The sequence below is a fragment of the Paenibacillus sp. GCM10027629 genome (genome assembly GCF_042676425.1).
GTDB lineage: Bacteria > Bacillota > Bacilli > Paenibacillales > Paenibacillaceae > Paenibacillus_K > Paenibacillus_K terrigena.
Genome location: NZ_JBHTGZ010000006.1, coordinates 1 through 3,556, shown reverse-complemented (window position 1 = coordinate 3,556; position 3,556 = coordinate 1). Strand labels below are relative to the sequence as shown.

Genomic DNA, 3,556 nt, shown 5'->3' with positions numbered 1-3,556 from the left:
TGAATTTTGAATTGCACAAATTAAGTGTACATGGGAGTGGATGAGATGTCTTTGCACGTTATATCCCTATCAGGAATGGTTCAGAATTAGGGATGAGCAATAGGGCGGTTATATCGGCTAGAGGTTTGCACGATATTGACATTTTTACGTATCGCTTTCGCCTCCCATTTCATTCCATGCCGCGGGATGCGCCATGCGATAGGCATGGGGCGTCATGCCCGTCAGCTTTTTGAACAGGCGATTGTAAAATTTGAGATCCTTGTAGCCGACTTGCTGGGCAATCGTCGTGACTTTGTCCGTCGTTGTCCTTAATAATTCGCAGCTCTGCTCGATTCGCCACTTGTGTACATATTCGAGGAAAGTCATGCTGAAGCATTCCTTAAATCTTCTTCGGAAGTGACGCTCGCTGAGACCGGCTTCCTCCGCACAGCGTCTTGCGCTGTCTGGCTGGAAGGAATTCGCTCTCAGTTGCTTTGCAATCGTGTATATAATCTCATCTGTGTCCCTTCTGCGCTTGGCAGGCTGAACGTGAGGGGAGGCTTCCAGCAATGGAGCGCGCGTCATGTAAGTAAGCAGACGGACCAGCTCCGCTTGAATGAGCGGGATGTAGTTGGCGCGACACCTTTGGAATTCCTCAAGCATGATATTGAAGCTGTGCTGGAACAATCCGTCGTGGTCATGGAACCTTTTCCATGATTGCTCCGGGAACTCTAATTGGAGCAGCCGTTGCACATCCTGATCAGGCTCGAAGGCACGGATCAACCGTTCCGAGAATGATTCGTTAAACAAACAGTTGTAGACGATAAGCCGTCCCTCCCCAGGGGCAGGCGTTGACGGTCGGAAGACGTGAGATACCCCGATTGGAAGGTAGAACAGGTCTCCCTTAGACACCGTAATCGTAGAGCCTTCAATATAATGATAGCCTCTGCCTTCGCTCACGTAACAGAGCTCGATAAATTCGTGTCGATGCTGCTCCAGGAGAAATGACTCTGAGACACGGTTTACATATACGGGCTGTTCCGGGAACAGGTACATACTGCTGCTTGTCACAAGCACGTTTTTTTTCATGGAGTTCCTCCTCTGATTTCTGTCATAAGGCATACTTATGTCCGAAAACAACCGATGATTGGTCCGAATCGCCCCTTTTATCCTTCATTTCTTCAATTATAATAAAAGTTGTTCTGGAATGGCATCATGAATCCGCTCAATACATTTGGAGAGGAGATCCTATTATGAATCAAGCCATATCATCGGATTGGCAAGCAGCATGGATATGGGGTTCTGGCCAACAGAGCCCGAGGAACGTATGGCGCTGCTTTCGCCGCTCCTTCATACCTATGAATCCTATCGAAGGGTCCACAGTGCGTATTACCGCCGATTCCCGTTATGTCTTGTTCGTTAATGGCAAGCAGCTTGGACGAGGTCCTGTACGCTCTTGGCATTCCGAATGGGCCTATGACGAATACGAAATTGAGCATCTGCTGGAACCAGGGAAGGAAGCGGTCATTGCCGTGCTAGTCATGCATTACGGCATCTCAACGTTCCAATATTTGCGAGGCCGCGGGGGATTATTACTGCAGTTGGAAATGCAGCAGCATGGTGCAGACACGGATAAGTTTATGGCGAACTCCTCCCGCATCGTAACCGATGCATCCTGGAAGACCGCCATCCATCAAGGATACCAGGCCAACTCCTCCCGCATCTCCTGCCAGCTGGCTTTTACCGAAGTCATCGATGCAAGGACTTGGGATGCATCCTGGATACAGCCCGAATATGACGATAGCGATTGGGAAGAGGCAACTGTTATCGGACCCGCAGGAATGGAGCCCTGGGCGGGGCTGGTAGCTAGAGATATCCCATACTTGACGGAGGAGCCTGTATACCCTTCTCGTGTAGAGAGCATACTCGGCGTGAAGCCGCCTGCCTGGAGCGCCGTCGTGGATCTATACGCATTGGTGTCCCCGAATAGCGGCAACCATGCTAATAACGTCGCCTTCTGCGGCTACTTGGCGACGAAGCTGATTCTAGAGCATGCTGCTGTATTCACGATCGGCATCCCTGATTCAGGTCGCATTGACCCCGTCATCCGAATTGATGGGCGACTGTATCCAGTGGATAGCTATACAGGAGAAGAGCCCGAGAGGTATCTGACCGTCCATCTGGAGCCCGGAGATCATTTCATCCTGATTGATGTAACCGGTTGCAGCCATGGGCATGGTTTCCATATCGGCTTCGACTGCGAAATGCCATTTCAGATTCAAACGCTTGGATTAAAGGACGGGGAAACAGGCACATCGCCGTTTAGCCTCATCGGCCCGTTCGATGCGGTCGAGATCATTGATCATCAGCAGGCGAGAGACCTGGTCAAGTTCCATTCCGTTTATGAAGCGATCAAGACGGCCTCATCCGCTGCCGATATGCAGCCGTTCGAAGCTTGGATTCATCCGATCGCTGAGCAGTTCGTGAACCTAAATGACGTCTTCACCTCTTGCATCTGGAAGAAGTGCGAGGTGCCCCAACCCATGACGTCGTCCTTGCAGCATGCTGTGACAGCCGGGGCAGACGCTGCCTTGTTGCCTGTTATCCACGGTATGGATACGGAAATCGTCATTGATTTTGGACGGGAGCTGTCGGGATACATCGCATTCGAGCTGAATGCTGCGAGTGGGACCATCGTCGACCTGTATGGTTTTGAATATATGAAGGAGGGTTGGCGCCAGCATACCTACTCGCTGGACAACACAATCCGATACGTATGCCGTGAAGGCAGGCAAACTTATGTATCCTTCATCCGGCGCGGGCTGCGCTATCTTACGCTGACCATCAGAGAGGCCTCTCGACCGGTAAAGCTGTACGAGGTGAAGCTGCTCCAGAGCAACTATCCAGTTGCTAATGTCGGCGGCTTCCGCAGCAGTGACCCCATGCTGAGCGACATATGGGTAATTAGCCGGGACACGACCCGCCTGTGTATGGAGGATACGTTCGTGGATTGTCCAGCTTATGAGCAGGCGTATTGGGTGGGCGATGCCCGCAATGAAGCACTCATCAATTATTATACCTTTGGGGCCAGGGAGATCGTAGAGCGGTGTCTGAAGCTGGTACCAGGCTCCGCTTCCCAGACGTCCCTGTATGCTGACCAAGTGCCAAGCGGATGGAACAGTGTAATCCCGAACTGGACCTTCTTCTGGGTAACCGCTTGTCTGGAATATTATCGTTATGATGGCCGTCAAGCGTTCCTGAATGAGATTTGGCCTCATGTGAAGCTAACGATGGAAGCGTATCTACACCATATCAATGACAAGGGTGTATTTGTGTTCCATGGCTGGAATCTGCTGGACTGGGCTCCATTTGAGCAGCCGAGGGAGGGAGTCGTCACCCCGCAGAACATGATCCTCGCAAGAACACTGCGGCATGCTGCCGAGATTGGAGCACTAGTCGGTGAAAGAGATCAAGTGTCACGTTTCGAAGAGGAGGCTGAGAAGCTGATCCGCGCTATCAATGAGTACCTATGGGATGAAGAGCGGCTTGCTTATGTCGACTGTATCCACAGTGACGG

General features: G+C 51.5%; 2 protein-coding genes. One reads left to right on the top strand and one right to left on the bottom strand.

Annotation, left to right across the window (positions count from 1 at the left end; translation table 11 throughout):
- Positions 1-144: 144 nt before the first annotated feature.
- Positions 145-1,101: an AraC family transcriptional regulator gene (locus tag ACFQZR_RS08830; protein WP_083927306.1), complete on the bottom strand. Its 957-nt coding sequence runs from the start codon at positions 1,099-1,101 to the stop codon at positions 145-147.
- Between the two features lie 131 nt (positions 1,102-1,232).
- On the opposite strand from ACFQZR_RS08830, the gene ACFQZR_RS08825 reads away from it, so the two are divergent.
- The coding region (locus ACFQZR_RS08825) for a family 78 glycoside hydrolase catalytic domain (protein ID WP_379344965.1) at positions 1,233-3,556 on the top strand (2,324 nt) is incomplete at its 3' end.